The organism is Kitasatospora sp. NPDC088160 (genome assembly GCF_044741445.1).
Taxonomy (GTDB): Bacteria; Actinomycetota; Actinomycetes; order Streptomycetales; family Streptomycetaceae; genus Kitasatospora.
In genome coordinates this window covers 110,453-128,778 of the sequence record NZ_JBIUSS010000017.1, presented here as the reverse complement: position 1 = coordinate 128,778, position 18,326 = coordinate 110,453, and the positions used below count along the sequence as shown (strand labels likewise).

14 protein-coding genes are annotated in these 18,326 nt (G+C 75.5%); 5 read left to right on the top strand and 9 right to left on the bottom strand.

Annotation, left to right across the window (positions count from 1 at the left end; genetic code table 11):
- Positions 1-43: 43 nt before the first annotated feature.
- From ACIOGZ_RS25865 to ACIOGZ_RS25850, 4 genes are all read right to left on the bottom strand, one after another.
- Positions 44-2,194 (bottom strand): AAA family ATPase, encoded by a 2,151-nt coding sequence (locus tag ACIOGZ_RS25865; RefSeq protein ID WP_400987502.1) that lies wholly within the window; start codon positions 2,192-2,194, stop codon positions 44-46.
- Positions 2,191-2,934, bottom strand: coding sequence for a DUF4255 domain-containing protein (locus ACIOGZ_RS25860; RefSeq protein WP_363585561.1), 744 nt, complete (start codon positions 2,932-2,934; stop codon positions 2,191-2,193). Before ACIOGZ_RS25860 ends, ACIOGZ_RS25865 begins: the two co-directional genes overlap by 4 nt.
- On the bottom strand, positions 2,931-6,185 hold the full coding sequence (locus ACIOGZ_RS25855; protein WP_400987564.1) for a hypothetical protein: 3,255 nt from the start codon (positions 6,183-6,185) through the stop codon (positions 2,931-2,933). Before ACIOGZ_RS25855 ends, ACIOGZ_RS25860 begins: the two co-directional genes overlap by 4 nt.
- Positions 6,186-6,320: 135 nt before the next feature.
- On the bottom strand, positions 6,321-7,046 hold the full coding sequence (locus ACIOGZ_RS25850; RefSeq protein ID WP_371522529.1) for a LuxR C-terminal-related transcriptional regulator: 726 nt from the start codon (positions 7,044-7,046) through the stop codon (positions 6,321-6,323).
- Between the two features lie 239 nt (positions 7,047-7,285).
- On the opposite strand from ACIOGZ_RS25850, the gene ACIOGZ_RS25845 reads away from it, so the two are divergent.
- Together ACIOGZ_RS25845 and ACIOGZ_RS25840 are read left to right on the top strand one after the other, a co-directional pair.
- Positions 7,286-8,602, top strand: a complete 1,317-nt coding sequence (locus ACIOGZ_RS25845; protein WP_400987500.1) for a hydrolytic protein — start codon at positions 7,286-7,288, stop codon at positions 8,600-8,602.
- Positions 8,603-8,989: 387 nt separating this feature from the next.
- Entirely contained in the window at positions 8,990-10,489 is a 1,500-nt protein-coding gene (locus tag ACIOGZ_RS25840; protein WP_363629707.1) for a carboxylesterase family protein, read from the top strand.
- Between the two features lie 109 nt (positions 10,490-10,598).
- Here ACIOGZ_RS25840 and ACIOGZ_RS25835 read toward each other — a convergent pair whose 3' ends face one another.
- The 3 genes from ACIOGZ_RS25835 to ACIOGZ_RS25825 all read right to left on the bottom strand — a co-directional run bounded on the left by ACIOGZ_RS25835 (position 10,599) and on the right by ACIOGZ_RS25825 (position 13,317).
- Positions 10,599-11,054 (bottom strand): archease, encoded by a 456-nt coding sequence (locus ACIOGZ_RS25835; RefSeq protein WP_363621797.1) that lies wholly within the window; start codon positions 11,052-11,054, stop codon positions 10,599-10,601.
- 100 nt (positions 11,055-11,154) lie between these two features.
- The gene (locus tag ACIOGZ_RS25830) at positions 11,155-12,459 is read right to left on the bottom strand and encodes a styrene monooxygenase/indole monooxygenase family protein (protein WP_400987498.1); all 1,305 of its coding nucleotides are present in this window, start codon (positions 12,457-12,459) and stop codon (positions 11,155-11,157) included.
- A gap of 105 nt (positions 12,460-12,564) precedes the next feature.
- On the bottom strand, positions 12,565-13,317 hold the full coding sequence (locus ACIOGZ_RS25825) for a thioesterase II family protein (RefSeq protein WP_063346019.1): 753 nt from the start codon (positions 13,315-13,317) through the stop codon (positions 12,565-12,567).
- 229 nt (positions 13,318-13,546) lie between these two features.
- Here ACIOGZ_RS25825 and ACIOGZ_RS25820 point away from each other — a divergent pair, with 229 nt between their 5' ends.
- The gene (locus ACIOGZ_RS25820) at positions 13,547-14,497 is read left to right on the top strand and encodes an SDR family NAD(P)-dependent oxidoreductase (RefSeq protein WP_400987496.1); all 951 of its coding nucleotides are present in this window, start codon (positions 13,547-13,549) and stop codon (positions 14,495-14,497) included.
- A 77-nt stretch (positions 14,498-14,574) separates the two neighbouring features.
- Here ACIOGZ_RS25820 and ACIOGZ_RS25815 read toward each other — a convergent pair whose 3' ends face one another.
- Positions 14,575-15,237: an AAA family ATPase gene (locus tag ACIOGZ_RS25815; protein ID WP_363585569.1), complete on the bottom strand. Its 663-nt coding sequence runs from the start codon at positions 15,235-15,237 to the stop codon at positions 14,575-14,577.
- Positions 15,238-15,412: 175 nt separating this feature from the next.
- On the opposite strand from ACIOGZ_RS25815, the gene ACIOGZ_RS25810 reads away from it, so the two are divergent.
- Together ACIOGZ_RS25810 and ACIOGZ_RS25805 are read left to right on the top strand one after the other, a co-directional pair.
- Complete coding sequence (locus tag ACIOGZ_RS25810; RefSeq protein ID WP_363629700.1) at positions 15,413-16,954, top strand: AMP-binding protein; 1,542 nt, start codon at positions 15,413-15,415, stop codon at positions 16,952-16,954.
- Positions 16,955-17,105: 151 nt separating this feature from the next.
- The gene (locus ACIOGZ_RS25805; RefSeq protein ID WP_363621809.1) at positions 17,106-17,285 is read left to right on the top strand and encodes a hypothetical protein; all 180 of its coding nucleotides are present in this window, start codon (positions 17,106-17,108) and stop codon (positions 17,283-17,285) included.
- 46 nt (positions 17,286-17,331) lie between these two features.
- Here the strand turns inward: ACIOGZ_RS25805 and ACIOGZ_RS25800 are convergent, their stop codons facing one another.
- Positions 17,332-18,321, bottom strand: coding sequence for an ABC transporter ATP-binding protein (locus ACIOGZ_RS25800; protein WP_363585572.1), 990 nt, complete (start codon positions 18,319-18,321; stop codon positions 17,332-17,334).
- Between the last annotated feature and the right edge of the window lie 5 nt (positions 18,322-18,326).

The following is an 18,326-nucleotide window of genomic DNA, read 5'->3' as shown; positions in this document are numbered from 1 at the left end:
GGTCACCGGCCGACCGTCGGCCGGTGGTCGCCCGGCCGCGCGCTCAGGCCCGCCCGGCGCCCCCGGAGGCACGCGACCACGGCCCGAACTCGCTCTCCAGGACGAGCCGGCCCAGCTTGCGGTACTCCCGCTCGACCGCGAACACCAGCTCCGCCATGCCCAGCGGGCGGCCCGTCTCGGCGGCCAGGTAGGCCGCGGTCACCGCGCAGGCCCGGATGGAGCCACCGGCGAGTTCGAAGTGCCGTGCGCAGAACGCCAGGTCGAGGTCGTCGCCGCGGGGGATCCGCGGGCCCAGGCAGCGCTCCCACAGGGCGTGCCGCTGTTCCTCGTCCGGCACCGGGAACTCCGCGATGACGTCCAGCCGCCGGGTGAACGCCTCGTCGAGGTTGGCGCGCAGGTTGGTCGTCAGCACGGCGATCCCGTCGAAGGACTCCATCCGCTGCAACAGGTACGCCGACTCCACGTTGGCGTGGCGGTCGTGGGCGTCCTTGACCTGCGACCGCTTGCCGAAGATCGCGTCGGCCTCGTCGAACAGCAGGACGGCGTTCACGTGCGAGGCCTCGGTGAAGATCCGCTCCAGGTTCTTCTCCGTCTCGCCGATGTACTTGTCCACGACGGTGGACAGGTCCACGACGTACAGCTCCATGCCGAGTTCGGCGGCGACCACCTCGGCCGACATGGTCTTCCCGGTGCCGGACTCCCCCGCGAACAGCGCGATCACCCCGCGCCCGCGCCCTCCGCCCGGCCGCATCCGCCACTGGCCGAGCACCTGGTCGCGGTGCCTGGCACGCAGCGCGAGCTCGTGCAGTTGGCGCGCGGTGGGCTCGGGCAGCACCAGGTCGTCCCACCCGACGGCGGGCTCGATCCGGCGGGCGAGGCGGGCGAGCCCCGCCCCGTTCTGCGCCCGTACGGCGGCCCGCAGGTCGTCGGCGGTCACCGGGCGGTGTTCGGCGGCGGCCGTCCTGGTCGCGACCCCGGCGGCCCTGGCCACCTGGTCCTCGTCCAACTGGTACGGGGCGACGGCCTCGGCCAACTCGGGTCTCAGCACGCCCTCGTACGGCCCTTCCGCAGGGCCTTCCCCGGGTTCGCCCGAAGGCTCACCCGAAGGCTCGTGCGAAGCCCCGCCCAGCGCGTGCGCCCAGCGTTCTGCACGCTGCGCCGGGTCCAGCGGAGGGGCCACGAGCACCACCGGGCTCTCCTGCGCCCAGGTCGGATCCCACGGGCGCGACCCGTGCACGAGCAGCGGCACCTCGGCGAGTTCCGCGCACAGCTCGCGCAACAGCCCGGCCCGCTCGGGGCGTTCGGGTTCGAGCCGCTCCAGCGGGCCCAGCACCACACCGCTGCCACTCAGCCGCGCCTCCCGGGCGAGCGCCCGGACCACGGCCTCCGGGGGGCGGGCGGCGAGCGCGGTGACGTCGACGACCAGGGCCCGGCGGCCGAGGCCCGCGAGGGCGTCGACCGCGAGCCGCCCGGCGTTGCCGCCCCGGTCCAGCAGGTGCACCAGTCCGCCGCCGTTGGCCACGGTGGCGCGCAGTCGGCGCGCGGCCTGCGGCGGGGTGCCGGCGCCGGACCGGCCGACGCGGACCAGCCCGCGCAGCGCGCCGTCGGGTTCGTCCGAGCCGAGCAGATGGGCCGTCACCCGGTCGGGCAGGCGCAGGCCCCGGGAGAGCAGCGGGCGTTCCGGTTCGGTGACCTCCAGCAGGCCGCCGGCGACCAGCGGGGCCTGGGCGGAGAAGCGGAACCGGCCGGCGCCCGCCCCGGACAGCCCGCACAGTTCGAGCGCGAGCCCGATGGTCGGCCGGCGCAGGGTCAGGTCGTCGTTGAGGTACCCGTAGAGCCGTTCGAAGCGGGTGTCGAGGTCGGGGGCGAGTGCCACCAGCAGGAGTTCGAGGTCCAGCGGGAGCAGTCCGAAGCCGTCGACGAGCCGTTCGGTCCTCGATCCGGGCGGTGGCGGCGGCGGTTCCCCGAGGTCGGCGCCGGCCCGGCCCGTCGCGGCGGGCGCCGCGAGGATCCGTTCCGCCGCCTCCGGGGTGAGGTACTGGCCCCGGTACGGGTCGTCCGGGTCCGGGTCGTCGGCCCTGCGCTCGCGGACGGCGGCCCGGATCCGCTGTTCGAGGCGGCTCAGCCGCTCCCACAGGTCGTCCAGGTCGGCGGCGGGCCCGCTGGTGGCCGCCGCTTCCAGGTCGAGGGTCATCGCGGCGCACCGCCGCGCCGTCTGCGGCCCGGCGGCAGCTGGCGTTCCCGGGGCGCGGCGAAGCCGTCCGCGCCGGGGTCCGTGCCGCCCTCGTAACGCAGCCGGCGGCCCGGGTCACCCGTGGCCTCCGGGGCGTCGGCGTCGCTCTCGTGGCTCTCGCCGCTCTCGCCGCCCTTGTCGACGGCGCGCAGCACGAGCCCGTCGGTGACCGGGGGCCCCGCCTGGGCCCGTCGGCCGGACAGCGGGGCGAGCACCCTGAGGTCGATCGAGGGTTTCAGCTCGCCGCCGAGGGCCGACCACACGTCGGACACCGACGGCATGCCCTCGCCGCGCCCGGCGGTCTCCAGCCCGACGGTGAGCCCGAGTTCGGCGAGCGTGCCGGTGAGCAGCCGGGCGGGCAGCGCGTCGGCGGCCGTCAGGCAGCGGAGCACCTCCGACAGCAGCCGGTGCTCGTCCTGGGCCCGGTTGGTCCACGCCGTCACCAGGTAGGCCAGTTCGAACCAGCGGGGCGCGCTGCGCCAGGCCACGACCACGCCGTCGGCGTCGTGCTGCTCGGCGGCGCCGGCCTGGCGGCGGGACACGTCCTCGCGGATGCCGTAGAGGAAGACGCTGACGGTGGGGGCGTTGCGCCGGGCGGCCCAGTCCCGGGTCGGCGATTCGAAGACCAGCTCGATCCCGCGTTCCTGGAGGCCGCTCTCGACGAGCAGGAGCCGCAGCGCCTCGTCGACTTCGTGGATCACCGCCGCTGCACCTCCCCCGGCGGGCCGACGCTGCCGGTCACCACGAGGAAGGGGGTGGTCACCGGGGAGAAGCCGGGGCCGCTCGCGGTGATGGTCCGGGGGCCGGTCTCGTCCTTGGCGAGGATGAGCAGCTGGCCCGCGAAGGTGCCGTCGGTCTTGGGGACGGTGGGCGCCGCGGCGGCGGTGATGCCGGGCGTCCAGGTGAGGGTCACCGGTGTGCCGGGCGGGAAGTCCACGCCGCGGACGGAGGTCACGAAGCCGGGCTTGCCGATCGGCGGCACCGCGACGATGCGGGGCTGCAGGATGCGCAGCGGGGTCCGCGCGACGTGGTCGCCCGGGTCGGCGTCCGTGCCGGTGGTGGTCAGGACGGAGGTGATGGTGGTGTCCAGGGTCGCCTCGGGGGCGAGCACCACCTGCACGACGGCGCTGCCGCCCGGGGGCAGGTCGGCCACGTCGCAGACGCCGCCGGTGCAGCCGGGTGGCATCGGCCCGGTGGGGACGCCGGCGGGCAGGCCGAGCGAGACCCGCAGTCCGGTGGCGAGGGCCTGGCCGCCGTTGCGCACGGTGTAGGTGACGGTGACCCGGCCGCCGACGTATCCGGGGTTCGGCTGGGCGCCGACCGTCACGGCCGGTCCGGCCTTCGGCGCGGGCGGCGCCGGCTGCGGTGCGGGGGCCGGGGCGGGCGGCGGTGGCGGCGGGGCCGGGGGTGAGGAGACGGGCGGTGTCGGGGTCGGGGTCTGGGTCGGGATCGGCGAGGCAGTCGGGGTCGGGGTCGGAGACGGGCTCGGGGACGGCGACGCGGCCTGGACGGGTACGACCGTCTGCGCGATGTTGTCCTCGGGCTTCGGGTCGACCACCGCCCCGGTCACCCACCAGCCGAACCGCTGGTCGCCGGCCACGGTCCCGACGACGGTGGCGGTCACCTGGACGACCGCGCCCGGGGCCAGGGTGCCGAGTTCGCACCGGAGGGCGTCGGCGGCGCAGGTGCCGGCCGTGGCCTTGAGCCCGGTGAGCCGGGCGCCCGTCGGCACCGATGCGGTGAACGCGGTGCCGGGTGAGGGCGCCGGGCCGTGGTTGGTGACGGTGATGGCCACGGTGGTGGAGCCCCCAATCTGCATCGGGATGGTGGCGGCCGGCGCGCTCAGCGACAGGTCGACGGACTGCTGGACGCTCGGTTCCTTCTGCCGCCCCGGCAGCCTGGAGTTGACGGAGGTGAGCCGGCCGGTCGCGAAGTCGTAGCTCTGCAGCGCCTCCGGCGAGTTCGCCGGCAGGGCCCGGCGGGAGGTCAGCACCAGTTGCCCGCCGTCCGCCGTCCAGGCGACGTCGCGGGGCTGGAACGGGCCGGTGGCGGAGGTGTCCGGCAGCGGGCGGCGGCAGGCGTTCCGGTCCTGGCTCAGTCCGGCGGGCAGGACCACCGTGCAGCCGTCGCCGGTGGCCGAGCTGACGAGGACTCCGTTCTGCTGGTTGAGCCCGCCGTCGCCGGTCTTGCGGTTGAAGGCGACGCGCCGGCCGTCGGGCGAGAACGCGGGGCTGTCGTCGATGACGTCGCAGGCGCCCGGGCAGGCCCTGCGGCTGAGGTCGGTCGGCCGGTCGAGGGCGTTGGCGGGCACGGTCCACACGTGCTTGTTGCCGCCGTTGCCGTTGACGACCTCGGTCCTGGTGTAGGCGATCAGCTTGCCGTCCGGGGACCACGAGGGCTGGGCCATGGACGCGGCCGGCTCGCCGTTGGTCGGTTCGACGGTGCCGACGATCGCGCCGGTCGACACGTCCGCGATCAGCACCCGCCCGGGGCCGGAGGCCGCCCCGACGCCGCCGGGCGAGGTCCTGGTGAAGGCCATCAGGCGGCCGTCGGGCGAGAGCTCCGGGTCGGTGTCCCAGTCCTTCGGTCCGCGCCCGGCGAGGTTCATCGGCTTCGGGTCGGAGCCGTCGGCGCCGGTCTGCCAGATCCGTTCGATCCGGCCGGCGGGCGAGTCCTCGAAGCGGGTCAGCACGATCCGCCGGCCGTCCGGCGTGTAGGTCTGCCGTTCGAACCACGGGTCGTAGCCGGGGCGGGGGTTGAACAGGGGATCGGCCGCGGGGTCGGTGTCGGTGTCGGCGGCCGGGTCCTCCCGGAGCACGCTGACGCCCAGGTCGCGCGGGTCCGCTCCGTCGGGGCGGATGTCCGACAGGTCGGCCACGTTGGGGGTGTCGGCGCTGTTGCGGTCCACGACGGGCCCGCCGCCCTTCTGGGGGCCGAGCCAGACCGGCGTGCGGACGGCGCGGTCCTCGCTCGCCACCAGTTCGGCCCCGCCGCAGAAGCAGGTCAGGGCGCGGTACACGTTCTCGTACGGCGTCGGGTCGGCGTTCTGCCGGTTGGGGCTGAGGAAGAGCACGCCGCTGCCGTCGGGCAGCCAACCGGCGGACCTGGTCCGCCAGTCGCCGCCGACGCCGGGGAAGAACGCCCGGTCGTTGGTGCCCTCGGGCGAGATCACCCGCAGCTGCGGCCCGGTCTGGCCGGCCTGGTCCCAGGTGTAGACGATCTGGTCGCGCAGGTCGGGCGCGTCCACCGGGTTCCACGCCGGTTCGACGGCGTTGCCGGCGGTCACCGCGGTGATCCGCCGCGCCGCGCCGCCGGCCAGCGGCATGACGTAGACCTGGGTGTGCGCCGGGTCCACGTCGCAGGTGTACGCGACCCACTTGCCGTCGGGCGAGACCGTCGGGTGCGCCTCGGAGTCCGCGGTGTCGGTCAGCCTGCGCAGGCCGGTGCCGTCGGTGTTGACCACCCAGAGGTCCCGCTGGGTCTGCCCGTTGCGCCCGCCGGGCTCCACCGCGTCGAACACGACGGTCCTGCCGTCCGGGGCGAGCGTCGGCTCCGCGGTGTCCATGCCGGTGGTGAGCCTGCGCACCGCGCCCGACGCCTCGCGCAGGTAGACCTGGGGCAGCGGGCCGTCCCGCAGGCTGGTGAACACCAACTGGTCGCCGCGCGCGGAGGGTTCGGTGTCGAAGTGGACGGGGCCGGGCCCGAACAGCGACGCGCTCGACGTCGGCCCGGTCAGCCGCGCCAGGCTGCGGTGGCCGGTGCCGGCGTAAACGATCCGTCCGCTCTCCGCCGTGGCCCCGGCGGCCACCGGGGCGGCGCCTCGTCCGTCGCCGTCGGAGTTCGCGGTGCCCAACGTCACCACGGCCACGGCCAGGGACAGCAACGTCGCGACGGCGGCTCGCGCCGAGCGCCGCAGGGGGCGGGGAGTGCCGGTGGCGCCGATCACGCTCAACCTCACAGACCGAGAAGGGTACGTCCGGCAGTCTCCCCGGCCCGGGCGCCGGGGCGACAGGCCCCGGGCACCCGAGCCGGGGGTAGCGACCGGTGCCCCTGAGGGCAATCCGGCGCCGACGCTCCGGCGGCGTCCTCAGATGAGGCCGTGGCGCATCGCGTACCCGACGGCGTGGGCGCGGTTGCGCAGTCCCAGCCGGGTGGTGATCTCGTGCAGCACGTTCTTGACCGTGCGTTCGGAGTACGAGGTCTCGGCCGCTATCTCACTGGTGTCGAGGCCGTCGGCGACCAGCCGGAGCATCTCCGCCTCGCGCGCGGTCAGGGTCGACAGGGTCAGCCCGCGCGGGTCGAGCATGGTGCGCTGGAGGCTGCCGACCCGGTCGAGCAGCTTGCCGAGGAGGTCCCCCGGCATGACGCCCTCGCCGTTGGCCAGGGCGGTGATCAGGTGGACGAGCCGGTCCTGGTCGGCGTCCGAGCGGCGCAGCACGGCGCCGACGCCGCACTCGATGATGGTCTGCAGGCCGCCGGCCTCGAAGTGGCCCACGACCAGCCCGGTCCGGCTCTGCGTGTTGAGGCGGAGCCGGCGCAGCCGGTCGGTCACGGCGTCGTTCAGCCCGTCGACCACCATCAGGGAGACCTGTGCGCGCGCGACGTCGCCCTCGGCGAGCAGTTCCACCTCCGGCCGGTGCCTCAGCTGCTGGACGACGCCCGTGTGCAGGATGATGTCCTCCGCGTACACCGCCACCTGGACCCGGCCCGGCTTCACGTTCACGCGCACCGCGGCGGGCTCGGCCGATCCACGCGGTCGGGCCTGCACGGACCTGGTCGCCCCGACGGCCTCATGGGTGGTGGTTTCGATCATCGTCATCCAACTGTTCCGTTCTGCTTCGTCTGCGTCACCGGACGCATGGTGAGGACGGCCGGGCGCCATGTCATGGAGCCGGCCGCGGGTGTTGCCGGGGGGACGGGGTGGGGAGCGTTGGCTGGGGGCGGGGCATCGGCCCCGGGCAGGGCCCGGTTGTTCCCGCGGGCAAGGGGTGTGCCCGCGGCTTGCCCGCGGGGCTCTCTCCTGGGGGTGTCCTCCGGCCCTACCGTCACGGCATGACCGCATCCGCCGAACTCGGCCTTCCCGCGCTGACGGTGTCGCCCGGAGACGTGGCCACGACGACCCTGACGGTACGCAACGACACCGATATCGTTGAGGCGTACTCGCTGGAGGTGGTCGGGGCCTGCGCTCCGTGGACGACGGTCGAGCCGGCCCGTCTCTCGCTCTTCCCGGGGACGTCCGAGACGGTGACGATACGGCTCGCCCCGGCCCGCTCGCACGAGGTGCGGGCGGGTGAGTTCCCGCTCGGCATCCGGGTGTTGCCCGCCGAGCGCCCCGAACTGGTGACCGTGCCGGAGACGACCGTCACCGTGACGCCGTTCCGGGAGCTGCGCGCCGCGCTCGCTCCCCGGCGCCGCCGGGGCTGGCTCCGCGCCCGCTACCGGACGTCGGTGCGCAACCTCGGGAACACCGCGGCCGTCGTGACGTTCGCCCCGGCGCAGCCCGGCGAGGAGCTGCGCTTCGGGTTCGCCCCGGAGCGGCTGCGGCTCGCACCGGGCGAGTCCGCCGAGACCCGGCTGCGGGTGCGCGCGCGCAAGTTGATCTGGTTCGGCAAGCCGGCCACCTGGCCCTTCGAGGTCACCGTCGGCCAGGAGGGCGAGGCCGCCGCGTCGGACGGCCCGCAGCCGGCCGAGCGGCCGCACGTGCTGGAGGGCGAGTTCGTCCAGCACGCGCTGCTGCCCAGGTGGCTGCTCGCGCTCATCGCGGCGCTGATCGCGCTGCTGCTGGCCTGGCTCACGCTGGTCCGGCCGGCGGTGCGCAGTTCCGCGAAGCAGGCCGCCGACAAGGCCGTCGAGCAGAAGGTCGCCTCGTTCACCCCGGCCCCCGTCGCGGCTCCGCCGGCCCCGGCCCCCGGAGCGACTCCGAGCGGTCAGGGGCAGCAGGGCGGCGCTGCGGGCGGCGGCTCCGGCGGTGGTTCGGGCGGGGGCTCCGGCCGCTCGGTCCCGGGGACGGAGCAGCAGTTCTCCACGACGGTAGACGTGACCACCAACACCGGCGGCTCCGCGGTGGGCGCCTACCGGGTGGACCACGGCAAGGTCTTCCGCATCACCGACATCGTCGCCGCCAACTTCCAGGGCGACCAAGGGCTGTTGACCATCAAGTTCGGCGAGCAGACGATCACGACCATCGCCTTGGAGACCTTCCGTAACCAGGACTATCACTGGGTGACTCCCATCGAGGTCCCCGAGGACCAGACGGTGACGGCGAGCGTTGTCTGCCAGCAGCCGGGTACGCCCGCCTCGGGGAAGCAGGCCACCCAGTGCCACGAACTGCTGAACGTCAGTGGGCAGTTGAGCGATATCAAGCGCTGAAACCGCACCTCTCCCTCACTTCTCGTTCACACCATGCACCTGTCAATGGAGTGCGACATTACTGGCGGGTTCAGTAGTCGTTTCTAACACCAACCCGGCCTTGATGGGACAGAGAGTGACGTGAGTGACACCCGCCCGGAAGCCCGGCGGACGCCATAGGGCCCGCCAGGACCGGTCATCCGCCCGAACGGGCAAGCGGAGCGGCCCGTTCGTACAGTGGATCCTGCCCTTTCGCCCATGCCTGACACCTCGTCAACCACCGCGCCCGGAAACAGGATCACCGACCGGTCGGTCGGTCGGAAACGGGCGAACGGCCCGTCCGGGTGCCGGTCGAGGGCCGTCGATTACCCTGGAGGCGGTCGGAGCAGCCGGACCGAGGAGAGACCCGTGCCGGAGCACGACCTGCCCACCCACCCGACCGTGCGCACCGCCGAGGGCCTGCTGCGCGGCCGCCTCCTCGGCCGGCACGCCGTCTTCCGGGGCGTCCCGTACGCCCGGCCCCCGGTGGGAGCGCTGCGCTTCGCCGCCCCCGCCCCGGCCGAACCCTGGGACGGCGTCCGCGAGGCGGCACGGTTCGGCCCGACCCCGCCGCAGTCCGGGCCGACGGCCGCGAGCCCGGCCGGGGACACCGACTGGCTGACGCTCAACGTCCACACCCCCGACCCGGGCGCGGCCGGACTGCCCGTCCTGGTCTGGATCCCCGGCGGCGGCTACGTCGCGGCGGCCTCGGACGACCCCATGTACGACGCCGCGGCCCTGGCCGCCGCCGGACTCGTCGTGGTCAGCCTCAACTACCGGGTGGGCGTCGAGGGTTTCGGCCGGCTCGACGGCGCCCCGGCCAACCGCGGCCTGCTCGACCAGGCCGCCGCACTGCGGTGGGTCCGGCGCAACATCGCCGCGTTCGGCGGCGACCCCGACCAGGTCACCGTCGCCGGCCAGTCCGCCGGGGCCGGCTCGATCGCCGCACTGCTCACCATGAAGCCGGTGCGCGGCCTGTTCCGACGCGCCGTCACCCACTCGGTGCCGGGCAGCCACTGCACCCCCGCCCTGGCCGCCGACGTCACCGCCGCACTGGCCGGCCGGCTCGGCACCGCGCCCACCGCCGCCGCCCTGTCCGCGGTCGACCCCTGGCGCCTCGCCGGGGAGCTCACCGCCCTCAGCGCCGATCTGCCCGGACACGGCGAGCGCTGGGGGGCCTTCGCCCAGTCCGGCCTCGCGGTCTGCCCGGTCGTCGACGGCGACGTCCTGCCCGAAGCACCCTGGCCCGCCCTGGCCGCCGGCCGGGCCGCCGGGATCGACCTGCTCGTCGGCCACACCCGCGACGAGTTCCGGCTGTTCACCGTCATGGCCGGCCTCCTCGGCACCTTCACCGAACAGGACGCCCGCACCGCGCTCGACCTCTTCGCCCCGCAGCCGCACGGCCCCGACGCCTACCGCGCCGCGTACCCGCGGGCCACCCCGGACGAACTGCTGGAGTCCGTCCGCTCCGACGCCCTGTTCCGAATGCCCTCGCTCCAGCTCGCCGAGGCCAACACCGCCGCCGGCGGCACCTCCTACCTGTTCGAGCTGGCCCTGCCCGCGCTCGGCGGGGTCCTGGGCGCCTGCCACAGCCTCGACGTCCCCCTGGCCTTCGGAACGCTGGACAGCCCGATCGGGCGGCAGCTCCTCGGCGACACCCCCTCGCCGGAGGCCGTCGCGGTCTCCCACGAGCTCCACCGGGCCTGGGTCTCCTTCGCCACCACCGGCGATCCCGGCTGGCCCGCCTTCCACCCCGACGAACAGCTCACCCGCGTCCTGGACGCCCGCCCCCGCACCGTCCGCTACCCCGAGCAGACCGCCCGCCGGATCTGGACCGGACACCACCCCGCCGCCTTCGACCTGCGCTGACCGCCCGGGACGCCGCCGACCAGTGCGATCTCCACTTCGCTCACCCCGTTCCGTGCCCGTTGCGCGTTCCGTGCCCGGCCCGTCCCGCTCGGTGCCGCCCCCGGCCCGCTCAGACGTCCACCGTCACCCGGCAGGTCCAGCCGTCCGGGCCGGCGCGCAGGTCCAGGTCGTGCAGCGAGACCGCCTTCGGCACGGCGCCGACCAGGGCCGCGGTGGCGGCGTCCGCCATCCGGAAGCGGACCTCGACCGTCCGGGCGCCGTCCAGACCGCGGATCGGGCCGAGCGCCAGCCCGGCGGGGAGTTCGCCGTCGGCGTCCATCCGGTAGACGACCTCCTCCAGGACGCCCGCGAGCAGGTCCGCGTCGCTCGCCGCGAGGACGGTGCAGCCGCGCTCGCCGACGATCCGCGCGCCGGAGAGGTCCGCGAAGCCGCCCACGACGGCGTGCACCAGCTCGCCGATGCAGCCCTCGGCCGTCGGCGCCCAGGCCTCCACCCGCAGGTCCGCCGTGTGCGGCACGGTCCGGTGGCCGCTGCCGGCACGCCCCGCGGGTCCGCGACCGTCCACGAGCGACGCCTCCCGCCCCCGTTGACGTTCCCCCTCCAGCGTCGTCCCGTGGGGCACCCGGAGGCAACCGCGGAGGCTCCCGGGGCGGGTCGGACACGACCTAGTCGCGGACCGAGGCGAGGTAGGCGGCGGTCAGGTCGGGGGTGGCCAGCCAGGCGGCGTGGTCGCTCGGCTCCGCGTAGGTGTTGGCGAGCCGGCGGGCGACCGCCTCGTGCTCGGCGGCGGCCGCGAACACACCCCGCACGTGGTCCGGCACGGTGAGCATCGCGGCGGTGAACTCGACCGCGTGCCGGGCGTGTTGCCGCCAGAAGCGCTCTGCGGTGCGGCACATCCAGTCCGCGGTGTAGGGGGCCTCGCCGTGCTCGACGATCGCCCGCAGGTACGCCTGCGCCGCCCGCGCGGCGCTGTTGGCGCCCTGGCCGGCGATCGGGTCGTTCACCACCACCGCGTCGCCGAGGCCGAGCACGTGGACGGCGTCGACGCCGGTGCCCAGCTCCGCCACCGGCCGCCGCACCACCGGGGTGACGGCGCCGGACAGTCCGGCCCCGGCATCGGTCGGCTCGGCGTCCGCCCACAGTTCCGCCTCCCACGGCAGGTACTCGCGCAACAGGGCTCGGATCCGGGCGAGTTGGGCGTCGGGCGCCGGGGCGTCGCGGAACGCGTCCAGCGGCCCGCCGGGCAGCGCCTCCCACAACAGGATCGCGCACGGGCCGGAGAGGGTCAGGGCCGGTTGCAGGTACAGCTCACCCAGGCCGGGCAGCGCGTGCATCCGCGCCCGCGGCTCGGTGGCCGGATCCGGCGAGCCCACCCCGTGGACGTACAGGCAGGACAGCGCCCGCTGCGGCCGGTCGAACGGCGAGCGGGCGGCGTCGCGTTCGAAGACCCCGGCCAGTTCGCCGCGCCCGGCCGCGACCACCGTCAGCTCGTGCCGGCGGGCGAGCTCGCACAGGCCGTCCCGGTCCAGCGAGCGGTACTCGACCCGGCCGCCGCGCTCTTCCAGCAGTTCCAGCCAGCGCGCCAGTTTCAGCCGCTGGTCCACCGACTGGGCGGGCTCGTCGAGCGTCATGGTGAACTCCAGCGCCCGCACCCCGGGCGGCACGGCGAGCACCGACCGGACGGCGCGGACCGCCGGCGCCTCCCCCGCCCACAGGTCGAGCCCGGCCGCCGCCTCGGTCCGCAGCGCCGGTCCGAACATCGCCTGGGTGGACAGCACCCGCCCGCCGCACACCTGCTCGGGGGTGCGCTCGGCGACCAGCGTCACCTGGTAGCCGGCCGCCACCAGCCCCAGCGCGAGTTGCAGGCCGGCCTGGCCCGCTCCGACCACGGCGATCCGGCGCATGGCGGCCTCCAGGGTGGGTGGTCTCGGCTGACGGCGCCGCCGGCGGCCCGGCTGACGGCCCGTCACGCAGGCACAGTAGCCGAGCCGCCGGGGCGCGTCACCGGGGCCGGGCGCGCCCGGCCGCTCGGTCCGGGGCTCCACCAGCGCCGACCACGCCCCGGCGCGGCCGGCTCAGCCGCGCAGGTGCGCGGTGAGCACCTCGACCACGGCCGCGGTCTGGTCCGCCACGTAGAAGTGCCCGCCGGGGAAGACCCGCAGGTCGAAACCGCCGGTGGTGTGCCGGTCCCACTGGGCGGCCTGGTCGACGGTGGCGTTCTGGTCGGTCTCCCCCACCAGCGCGGTGATCGGCTGCGGCACGGTCGCCTCCGGCGCGCAGCGGTACGTCTCGATGGCGGTGTAGTCGGCCCGCAGCGCCGGCAGGATCAGCTCGCGCAGCGCCGGGATGGTGAGGATCCGCTCGTCCGTCCCGCCGAGGCGCACGATCGTGTCGAGCAGCCCGTCGTCCGGCAGCCGGTAGACGGCGGTCTCCCGGGGCAGCGAGGGCGCGCGGCCCGCCGAGACGAACAGCCGCTCGGGCCCCGGGAGGCCGTCGCGGGCGAAGCAGCGGGCGGTCTCGAAGGCGACGGCCGCGCCCATGCTGTGCCCGAAGAAGGTCAGCGGCCGGTCCGTCCAGTCGCGCAGCTCCCGGTAGAGCTGCTCGGCGAGCTCCAGCACCGAGTCGATCGCCGGTTCGGCGAAGCGGTTCTGACGGCCCGGGTACTGGACGGTGAGCACGTCGGCGTAGGGCGCGAGCGCGTTGGCGTACTCCATGTAGTAGCTGGCGGAGCCGCCCGCGTGGGGGAAGATCACGATCCGGGCGGGGGCGGAGTCGGACGGACTGAAGCGGCGGAACCACGGGTTGTCGACGGCGGCACTGCTGGACATGCGGATGCGGACCTCTCTCCGTGACGAACTCTGCTGACCCCAGTCTCGCAGGGCCCCACCCGACGCGGGCCCGAAACCCGGCGGTTCGACGATCTTGAGGCCCGACGGCGGTGACGGCGATCTGTCAGCGATCTGCCGGTCAGGCCTGTGATCGTGGGGCTGCCGGCGGGGCCGCGGTCTCGAATCGCGGGTGTCCCGGCGGCCCCGAATTCGCCAGGAGGTCATCAGCATGTCGTCCACAACCCGCAGCCGGCCGTGGGACGTTCACCGGCCGCCGGCCGCCGCCGGGAGGAGCGTCCTGGTCACCGGGGGCAACGCCGGTATCGGCTACTTCGTCGCCGAGCAGCTCGCCGGGGCCGGCGCCACGGTCGTACTCGGCAGCCGGGACGCCGGTCGGGCCGGGGCCGCCATGGCGTCGATCCGCTCCCGCGTCCCCGGCGCCGTGGTGCGCCACCTCCCGCTGGACCTCGCCGACCTGCCCTCCCTGCGGGCCGCCGTGGACGGGCTCGCCCTCGACCGCCTCGACGCGGTCGTCCACAACGCCGGGGTCGCGCTGGACGATCCGCCGCGCCGGGAGACCGGCGCCGGGCACGAGCTGATGTTCGCGACCAACCACCTCGGGCACGTCGCGCTCACCCGCTGGCTGGCCCCCCTGCTCGCGGCCGCACCGGCGGGCCGCATCGTGACGGTCGGCAGCTTCGCGGCCCGCTCGGAGCGACTGGACCTCGACGACCTCCAGTCGGCCGTGGACTACCGGCCCAAACGCGCCTACGGCCGTTCGAAACTGGCGCAGATGACCTTCGGCCTCGAACTCGACCGACGCCTCCGCGCCGCCGGCAGCACCGTGCTCAGCCTGCTGGCGCACCCCGGCGGCGCACTCGACTCGCTCACCCCGCCCCGCCCGCCGGTCCACACCCGGACCGTCGGCGAAGGGCTTCGCGGCCTGCCGGCCGGGCTCCTCCTCCAGGGCAAGGACCACGGCGCGTGGCCGATCGTCCGGGCCGTCCTCGACCCGCAGGCGCAGGGCGGCCAGCTCTGGGGCCCCCGCGTCTTCGGCCTGCGCGGCGCCCCCCGCCTCGAACCCGCCCAGCCCCACCTGACCGACCGCGCCGTCGCCGACCGCCTCTGGGACGCCACCTGCCGACTCGCCGCCGTGGACCCCCACCTCGGCCTCCTCTGACCACCGCTCCGGCCAGGGGACTTCACCGCTCCCGGCGGCTCAGGCACTGCTCCCGGTCACCGCCTCCGCCGGGGGCCTCACCGGGCCGGGCCGAAGTGGACGGCTGTGGCGCGGGAGCGGGAGGCGGTGTCGAGGAGCAGGACGGACGCCGCTTCCGGGGCCGGCGTCGGCGCGCCGGAGCGCGTGTGGCGGGTGAAGGCGGCGAGCAGTTGGTCCAGGCCCCGGCGGTGGCGGGCGAAGACCCGGGCGGAGGCGTGGCGGCCCCGGGCGCGCTGGCCGTCCAGCGCGGTGGCGGCACCGACGTCGAGCAGCACCAGGTGCAGTTGCCGGCCCTGCCGGGCGGCCTCGCGGGCGAGCCAGCGGCGCATCCAGGCGCGGCTGCCGCAGTCGTGCACCAGCAGTGGCCCGCCGCGCCGCACGGAGGCGCGCAGCAACCGGACGTGCTCCAGTCGGGCCCAGGGCCGGTAGACCGCGTACGGCAGGCGCGCGGGCATGACCGCCTCGCAGGCCTCGTGGACGGCGCGCGGGTCGACGGTCGGCACCGCCCCCGCCCCGGACCAGCGCCGCAGCAGCGTGCTCTTGCCCGCGCCCGGCAGGCCCGACACGACCACGACGGCATCGGGCGGGTAGCCCACGGTGAACGCCGCCCCCGCGACGCCCCGCAGGTCGAGGACGCCGTGCGGGCGCTCCTCGGCCCCCTGCCCGCCCGGCGCCTCGGCCGTGCCCGTGCTGGTGCCCACGTGTCCCCCGTCCCTGTCCGACGGGGAACCCTAACAACTCCCGGCCGCGGGTACGGCACTCCGGTCCGGTCACGGCAGGACGCCCCGGCAGCGGCCCCTGCACCCGGGATCCCCGGCACCACTCCACCACCGCGCCCGCCCTAAGCTGACGTCCCATCAGACAGGAGGCCGCAGCATGGCGGAGTCGGGGCCGACGTACACCGGGCTGGTGTTGGCGGGGCTGGAGCGGGATCCGGGGCGGGTGGCGATCCGCTGGGGGGAGGAGGCGCTGACCGCCCGGGAGTGCCTGGACGGGGTGTACCGGACGGCGCGGGCGCTGGCGGGTGCCGGGCTCGGGCGCGGGGACGGGGTGACGGTGCTGGCCGGGAACCGGCCGGAGGCGGTGCTGGTGCGGTTGGCCGCGAACCTGCTGGGGTGCCGGGTCGCGATGCCGCATCCGGACGGCCCGGTCGGGGAGTCGGTGGCGCTGGCCGGGTTCGCCGGGACGTCGGCGCTGGTCTTCGATCCGGCCCGCTGCCGGGCCGCCGCCGCGGGGATCGCGCGGGCGCTGCCCTCGGCGGGCCTGTTCGCGCTGGGGCCGTCGGCGCTCGGGGTGGACCTGTCGGCGTCGGCCGCGTCCTGCTCGCCGGAGCCGCTGGCCCCGCGGTTCCGCCCGCAGGACGTGATGGCGGTGCGGTTCACCGGCGGGACGACGGGCCGGCCGAAGGGTGTGCTGCGCCGGTTCGCCCGGCCGCCGCGACCGGCGCTCCTGTCCGGTTCTACGTTCCTGCTCTGTACGGAGCTGTGCCACGGCGGCGGTACGACGGCGGATCTGGCGCTGGCGGCGGGCGGCACGGTGGTGTTGCAGGAGGCCTTCGCCGCCGAGGCGGTGCTGGCGGCGATCGAGCGGTTCCGGGTCTCCCGGGTGTATCTGCCGCCGCACCTGCTCTACCGCGTGCTGGACCATCCGCTGCTGCGCGCGACCGACACCGGCAGCCTGCGCCGCGTCACGTACACCGGCTGTCCGCCGTCGCCGCGCCGGTTGGCGGAGGCGACGCGGCGGCTGGGCCGGGTGCTGCACCAGACGTACAGCCTGACGGAGTGCGGGCCGGTGACGAGGCTGGGCCCGGACGAGCACCTGGACCCGCGGCTGCTGGCGACGGCCGGGCGCCCGTTCCCGGACACCGAGGTACGGATCGTGGACGAGGAGGGGACGGTGCTGCCGACGGGCCGGACCGGGGAGATCTGCGTCCGCACCCCGACGGCGATGGTCGGCTACTGGCGCGACCCCGAACTGACCGCCCGGGTGCTGCGGGACGGCTGGCTGCACACCGGCGATCTGGGCAGCCTGGACGCGGCCGGCTATCTGACGGTGGCCGGGCGCCGCCCGATGGCGATCGTGGACGGGCACAACGTCTTCCCCCGGGACGTCGAGGAGCCGCTGCGCGCGCACCCGGAGGTGCGGGAGGCGGTGATGTTCGCGACGGCCGGCCCGGACCGGCTGGAACGGGTGCACGCGGCCGTGGTCACCGGGCCGGGATCGCGGGCGACGGCGGAGGAACTGCGCCGCTGGGCCCGGGAGCGGGTCGGGCCGCGGTGCGCGCCGGACTCCGTCCTGGTGCTGCCGGGGATCCCGCTGACCGGGGCGGGGAAGCCGGACCTCGACGCGCTGCGGGCGTTGGCCACGTCCTCGGAGGGCCGGACCGTCACCCCTACAGGGGCGCGCGAGGGAGTGTGACGCGCCCTACTGATGCTTCGAGCGCCCGCGCGGGCGACCTCTCGCGCGGCGGACGACGGGAAGAACCGCCTGTGGACACTCGACCGTGCGGACCGAACTGCCGATACAACCCCGGCGGCGTTCCTCCGCACCGTCCCCAGGAGGCACTTCCTTGACCTGGCTACGCGTCCTGACCGCACTCGGAATCCTCGCCGTCGCGGCCAGTGCAGTGCTCGTCTTCGCCCTCTGCACCGCCACCGCCCGGGGCGAGCGCGCCGGTGAGGACGCACCCGACCTGCGCGCGGACGCCGAAGGCAGCGGGCTCTTCCAGCGGATGGGCGGCGACAGCTGACGGACCCGACGGCCGCCGCCCACCCGCTTCCTCGGTGCCCGCCGCCTCAGTGCCCGGCGATGTCGTCCGGACGGACCTCGATGTGGTCGGCCGCGAGGTCGACCGCCACCCGGTGCTCCATCCCGAGCGCCTCCAGGAACTTGACCGGCAGCTGCACCCGGCCGGTGCGGTCCAGCATCACGTACTCGCGCTCGTTGACCGACTCCTCGCCGTGTTCGTCCGTGACGGTGCGGCGCAGCACCTCGCTGCTGGTCCGGCCGTCCCGGATGGCGACCGTGCGGCGCACCTCGCCCGCGACCATCGGGTCGTGGGTGACGATGACGACGGTGGCGCCGAGTTCGCGGTTGACGGTGCGGAAGGACTCGAAGATCACCCCCGCGGTCTCGGAGTCCAGTTCGCCGGTGGGCTCGTCGGCGAGCAGCACCGGCGGGTTGTTGGCCATCGCCACCGCGATCGCGACCCGCTGCTGCTGGCCGCCGGAGAGCTCGTTGGGGCGGCGGTGGGCGAGGTCGCCGATCTCCAGCGCCTCCATCAGCTCGGCCACCCGGTCGGCCTGCTGCTTGGCCCGCCCGGCCCCGGCCCGGCGCCCGCGCAGCTGCATCGGCAGGGCGATGTTCTCGGCGGCGGTGAGGAAGGGCAGCAGGTTGCGGGCGGTCTGCTGCCAGATGAAGCCGACCACCTCGCGCCGGTAGCGCAGCCGCTCCCGGGCGGACATCTCCAGCAGGTCGCAGCCGGCGACGGTGGCGCTTCCGGCGGTCGGCACGTCGAGCCCGGCCAGGATGGTCAGCAGGGTCGACTTGCCGCTGCCGGAGGCACCGACCAGGGCGACCAGGTCGCCCTGCTGGATGGTCAGCTCCAAGCCCTGCAACGCCTGGACCTCGACGCCCTCGGCGCTGAAGATCCGCACCAGCCGGTCGCAGACGATGGCCGCGCCCTCGCCGTACGCCTTGGGCGAGGCGGCGGCGAGGGCCCGCTGCCGGAGCTCCTGCAAGCTGGGGGCCTCGGCGACCGGCTGCTCCTGGGGAGTGCTCTTCACCGCTC

Excerpts from the sequence above, each read along its gene's own strand:
- ACIOGZ_RS25865 (WP_400987502.1), bottom strand. The coding sequence starts at position 2,194 with ATGACCCTCGACCTGGAAGCGGCGGCCACCAGCGGGCCCGCCGCCGAC.
- ACIOGZ_RS25810 (WP_363629700.1), top strand. The coding sequence starts at position 15,413 with ATGGCGGAGTCGGGGCCGACGTACACCGGGCTGGTGTTGGCGGGGCTG.
- ACIOGZ_RS25820 (WP_400987496.1), top strand. The coding sequence starts at position 13,547 with ATGTCGTCCACAACCCGCAGCCGGCCGTGGGACGTTCACCGGCCGCCG.
- ACIOGZ_RS25845 (WP_400987500.1), top strand. The coding sequence starts at position 7,286 with ATGACCGCATCCGCCGAACTCGGCCTTCCCGCGCTGACGGTGTCGCCC.
- ACIOGZ_RS25825 (WP_063346019.1), bottom strand. The coding sequence starts at position 13,317 with ATGTCCAGCAGTGCCGCCGTCGACAACCCGTGGTTCCGCCGCTTCAGT.
- ACIOGZ_RS25850 (WP_371522529.1), bottom strand. The coding sequence starts at position 7,046 with ATGATCGAAACCACCACCCATGAGGCCGTCGGGGCGACCAGGTCCGTG.